Genomic DNA, 5009 nt, shown 5'->3' with positions numbered 1-5009 from the left:
ATGCGCTCTGGCACCGCGCGCACATGAGCTTGGGCGAGATGACCCTGATGGCCATCGTGGATCGGGTGCTCCACCAGGGCAGCGAGAAGTACCCCCACCTCGCGCGGCTCAAGGTCGAGACGAGCGGCGTGCACTTCGGCGAGCTGCGGCATTCCGCCCAGCGCCTCGATGGCGCGCTGCTCGAGGAGTCGCTCGTGTTCCTGGTGTACGAACTGCTGCGAGTGTTCGGCTCGCTCACGGGGGAGATCCTCACCCCGGGGCTCCACGCGGAATTGCACAAGGTGCGGGTGTCGACGGTGGCATCGCAGGGAGGAAAGCCATGAGCGGGCCCGCAGAACCCTATTCGCTACCCCGGCTGGAGACGGGCATTCCCAACCTGGATGCCATCTTCCACGGCGGCATGCCCAAGGGCGTCATCTCCGTCATCTCCGGCCCCCCGGGCTCGGGCAAGACGACCCTCACCCAGCAGATGTGCTTCCACCACGCCGCCCAGGGCGGCCGGGTCCTCTACTTCAACACCCTCTCCGAGCCGACCGCGAAGACGCTGCTCTACCTGCGGCCCTTCTCCTTCTTCGACCCGAAGCTGCTCGACGAGCGCATCCGCTTCATCGACCTCGGCATGATGCTGCGCACCAAGGGCATCGAGCTGACGTGCAACGTGTTGATGGAGCACCTCAAGCAGTTCAAGCCCTCGATGGTGGTCATCGACAGCTTCAAGGTCTTCGACGACCTGGCCCAGTCCAACGAGGAGCTGCGCAAGTTCACCTACGAGCTCACCGTCCGACTGATGGCCTGGGAGTGCACCACCTTCCTGCTCGGGGAGTACAACCCCGAGCACCTCGAGCACCCGGCCTTCTCCGCCATCGACGGCATCATCTCCATCAAGCAGCGGGAGCTGTCCGGGGAGCAGCACCGGATGATCCAGGTCGTCAAGCTGCGCGGCACCTCGCACAGCCGCGACGAGCACACGCTGGTCATCACCAACGCGGGCGTCGAGGTGTACGCGCCGAGCATCACCCTGCGCCTCAAGCACCGCACCGAGCCGAGTCTACAGAACAAGGAGCGCCTGAAGGTCGGCGTCTCCAGGCTGGATGAACTCCTCGGCGAGGGCATCCCGTACGGCTCGAGCATCATCGTCTCGGGCGTGGCGGGCTCCGGCAAGACGTGCCTGGGGTTGGAGTTCCTCTACCGGGGCGCCCGGGAGCACGACCAGAAGGGCATCTACTTCTCCTTCGAGGAGACCGGGGAGCGCCTGCGCGCCACGGCCCGGGGGCTGGGCTGGGACCTGGAGCGGGAGCTGGAGCGGGGGATGCTGAAGATCGTCTTCATCCCCCAGCCGGACATCCTGGTGGACAGGGACCTGCTGGAGATGCAGCGGCAGGTGGCGGCCTTCGGGGCCCGGCGCGTGGTGATCGACTCGATGTCGGTCTTCCTCCACCGCATCAATGACGCGCGCATCGTGCGCGACAAGGTGTTCTGGCTGGCGACCATCGTGCAGAACCAGCGGGCGGTGGGCTTCTTCCTCAACGACACGCCTCCCGGCTCCTCGCAGATCACCCGCTTCGGCGTGGAGGAGACGGTGATGGACGGCGTCATCCTCCTCAAGTGGGAGGCGGAGGGCATGGATCGCCATCGCTACCTGGAGGTGGTCAAGCTGCGCAACACCGGGCACATCAAGGGCCGGCACTCGATGGCCATTGGCACCGGGGGCGTGAGCATCTTCCCGCGCGTCGAGGAGCCGATGCCTCGCGCGGAGACCCAGCCGCAGGCGGGCTCGCGGGAACGGTTGTCCTCCGGGGTGCCGCGGCTCGATGAGCTGCTCGACGGCGGGCTGCTCGATGGCAGCGTGACGCTGGTGTCGGGCAGCCCTGGCACGGGCAAGAGCACCCTGGGCCTGCACTTCGTGCTCGAGGCGGCGCGCCTGGGCAAGCGCGCGCTCTACATCAGCCTGGAGGAGGGCCCCGAGCAGATCCTCCAGAACGCCGAGTCGCTGGGGCTGCCGCTGCGGGCGGCGCTCGAGGCCGGGACGGTGGAGATCCTCTTCCTGCCGCGCGAGCACCTGCACGCGGCGCGCTTCTTGAGCGTGGTGGAGGACAGCATCTCCCGCCGCAAGCCCGCCCGGGTGGTGCTCGACAGCGCCAGCAACATCGAGACGCTGGGCTTGGTCTCCGAGGAGCTGCGGCAGATGCTCTTCGCCCTGGTCCTCCGCTTGCGGTCCATGGGGGTGACGAGCCTCTTCACGCTCGAGGCGCGCTCGCTCTTCTTCTCCGACACCATCAGCGAGCGGGGGCTGTCGCCGCTGGCCGACAACATCCTCATGTTCCGCTACCGCGAGGAGGCGGGCGGGCTGGTGCCGATGCTCACGGTGGTGAAGACGCGCGGCAGCGCCCACGACCGGGCCTCCCATGCCATCTCCCTGGGGGAGGGGGGAATGCAGGTGGGTGGCGCGCCCGAGCAGGAGCCCCCACCTTCGAGGAAGCCGCTGAAGAAGCGCGGTCCGGCGACCAAGCGGGGGCGCCGCAAGTAGGCCCGCCGGGTGAGGGGCCGAGCGAGCAGGAGGTCGTCCCATGGAGGAAGCGAGCGTGGTGGCCCTGCCTTTTCGCGAGCTGGAGCATGCCTGGCGACACCTGGACCACCTCTATGAGATCAGCAAGCTGCTCACCGGCTTCGAGTCGGTGGAGCGCACCTTCCCCAAGTTGATGGCGCTGGCCACCCAGGTGCTGCCCCTGCGCACCGCCCTCCTGCTGGAGGGGGTGGACTTGAGCGGCGAGCCCCGTCTGGAGCGCCCGCACCTGAACGTCTGGCGGGGGACGGACACCTCGGGGCTGCGGCTCGCCCAGGCGGCCGGACAGGCGGCCTCCACGTATGCCTGGCTGGTGGGCGTGAAGGCCGTGGAGCCCCGGGGCGAGGCGGTGGCCGGGCTGGATGCGTCGGGGGAGTGGATCCTCCCGGAGCCTCCCTCGCGGGCCGAGCCGACCTTCGTCTCGCTCCCCCTGGTGTCCAAGGGGCGCATCTTCGGCACGCTCCAGGTGGAGGCGGAGGGGGTGCTGGCCGAGGAGGGACTGGCCTTCATCGACGCGGTGGCCAACCTGCTCGCGTCGGCCCTGGACCGGCACTATGCCCTGCGTCGCGAGGTGCACCTGCGCAGGCGCGCGGAGACCCTCGAGCGCCTCCATCGCGAGCTGCTGGCCCGCGAGCGTCAGGCCCGCCACGAGGCCGAGGAGTCGCACCGGCGCCAGTCCTTCCTGGCCGAGGCGAGCGCCGTGCTGGCCGCCTCGCTGGACTACCGCTCCACGCTGCCCGGACTGGCGCGCCTGCTGGTGCCCGCGTGGGCGGACTGCTGTGCCATCGACCTGCTGCACATGGAGCCCGGGGCTCCGAAGCAGGGCGGTGGCGCCGAGCGCATCGCCTTGATGGCGGTGGAGCCCCCGGGCTACGTGCCGGGGCACGCGTCCTTCGTTGCCCAGGCCCTCGCGTCCCATCCCTGGATGGCCTTCCCCGCCAGCCCCGAGAACCTGCCACAGGCGCAGGTGACGGTGGAGCGCTCCGAGTGGTCCGGGTTCCCCTCCAACCTCCGCCTGCCCATCCGCGTGCGCGGCCGCACCATTGGCGCGCTGAGCCTCATCTCCGCCCGGCCGGAGCGCTATGGCCCCGCCGACGTCGAGCTCTTCGAGGGGCTCGTCCAGCGCATCTCGACGGCGGTGGACTCCGCGCTGCTCTTCCAGCAGGCGCAGGAGGCGGTGAGCTGGCGCGAGGAGCTGCTCGCGGTCGTCTCCCACGACATCAAGACGCCACTGCTCGTGGTGCGCATGAACGCCGAGATGCTCCTGAAAGCCGCGCGGCCGGTGGACCAGGAGCGCCGGCGTCACGGCCGCCGCCACCTGGAGACCATCCTCCAGGCGGCGGCCCAGATGAGGGACCTCATCGGAGGCGTGCTGGACCGGGCGCGGGCGCAGGGCATGCCCATGCCGCTGGCGCCCCAGCCCCAGGCGGTGGACGGGCTCTTCCAGCAGGCGCTCGAGGTGCTCCGGCCGCTCGCGCTGGACAAGTACCAGTCGCTGGAGGTGGAGGTGTGCCCGGGACTGCCGCGCGTGCTGGCGGACCGGGACCGCATCCTCCAGGTGCTCAACAACCTCGTGGGCAACGCCATCAAGTTCTCCGGCGCGGGCTGCACCATCACCCTTCGGGCGAAGCAGATGGATGGGCAGGTGCGCTTCTCGGTGAAGGACTGCGGTCCGGGCATCTCGCCCGAGGACGTGCCGCACCTCTTCGAGCGCTTCTGGCGGGCGGCCGGCGTGAGCGAGCGGGGGACGGGGCTCGGGCTGAGCATCGCCAAGAGCATCGTGGAGGCGCATGGCGGCTCGCTCTGGGTGGAGACCCAGGTGGGGGTCGGCAGCACCTTCTTCTTCACCCTGCCCGCGGCGCCGTGAGCCACTCCAACCGTGCCACCACCGCCAGGTGGTCGGAGACGCGGTCGGCGAGCACGCGGTGGTGGGTGAAGCGCAGCTCGGAGGAGGCGAGGATCCAATCCAGCCGCAGCCTGGGGGCGTGGGCCTTGTAGGTGGGCTCGCCGCCGCCCGGCTGGGGCGTGTGCAGCGCCAGTTGTCCCATCATCCGCTCGAGGCCCACCCCCGGGTTGCCCCGGCGTGAGTTCATGTCCCCCAGCACCACGCGCGGCCGGTGGGGGCGGCGCTGAAGGGCCTCGATGATGCGGACCGCCTGTTGCTGGCGGCGGCGCTCGGAGGAGAAGTCCAGGTGCGTCGAGACCACGTCCAGCACCCGGCCCTCGCCCATGTCCACCGAGGCCAGCAGATAGCCCTTGTCCACGGGGGCGACGCCCTCGAAGCGCAGGGACTCCGGTTCCAGCAGGGGCCGGTGGGAGAGCAGCGCGGTGCCTCGGGTGCAGACGCCCGGGAGGTGGAGGTGGGGCCCATGCAGGGCGTGCGCGTAGCCGGCGCGCCCGGCCAGCCGCTCCAGCGGGTCCACCTTCCCGCTGAGGAGCCCGGCCC

Annotated in this window: 4 protein-coding genes; 3 read left to right on the top strand and 1 reads right to left on the bottom strand. The window is 70.3% G+C overall.

Annotation, left to right across the window (positions count from 1 at the left end; all coding sequences use genetic code 11):
- The 3 genes from VF794_RS34625 to VF794_RS34615 form a co-directional block, all read left to right on the top strand.
- A partial coding sequence (locus tag VF794_RS34625; RefSeq protein ID WP_331117399.1) for a hypothetical protein occupies positions 1-323 on the top strand: 323 nt, incomplete at its 5' end.
- Positions 320-2527 carry an ATPase domain-containing protein gene (locus VF794_RS34620; RefSeq protein WP_331117398.1) on the top strand — a complete coding sequence of 736 codons (2208 nt, stop codon included), beginning with the start codon at positions 320-322 and terminating at the stop codon, positions 2525-2527. The genes VF794_RS34625 and VF794_RS34620, both read left to right, overlap by 4 nt.
- Positions 2528-2567: 40 nt before the next feature.
- Positions 2568-4430: a sensor histidine kinase gene (locus VF794_RS34615; RefSeq protein ID WP_331117397.1), complete on the top strand. Its 1863-nt coding sequence runs from the start codon at positions 2568-2570 to the stop codon at positions 4428-4430.
- On the opposite strand, the gene VF794_RS34610 is transcribed toward VF794_RS34615, so the two are convergent.
- On the bottom strand, positions 4408-5009 hold a 602-nt coding region (locus VF794_RS34610), incomplete at its 5' end, for an endonuclease/exonuclease/phosphatase family protein (RefSeq protein WP_331117396.1). The two genes, VF794_RS34615 and VF794_RS34610, sit on opposite strands and share 23 nt — an antisense overlap.

Source organism: Archangium sp. (genome assembly GCF_036389735.1).
Lineage (GTDB): Bacteria > Myxococcota > Myxococcia > Myxococcales > Myxococcaceae > Archangium.
The sequence above is the reverse complement of the archived record's forward strand: the minus strand, read 5'-3'. Positions and strand labels throughout refer to the sequence as shown.

What these genes read in the sequence shown, in the direction of transcription:
- VF794_RS34620 (WP_331117398.1), top strand. Translation starts at nt 320, where the DNA reads ATGAGCGGGCCCGCAGAACCCTATTCGCTACCCCGGCTGGAGACGGGC.
- VF794_RS34615 (WP_331117397.1), top strand. Translation starts at nt 2,568, where the DNA reads ATGGAGGAAGCGAGCGTGGTGGCCCTGCCTTTTCGCGAGCTGGAGCAT.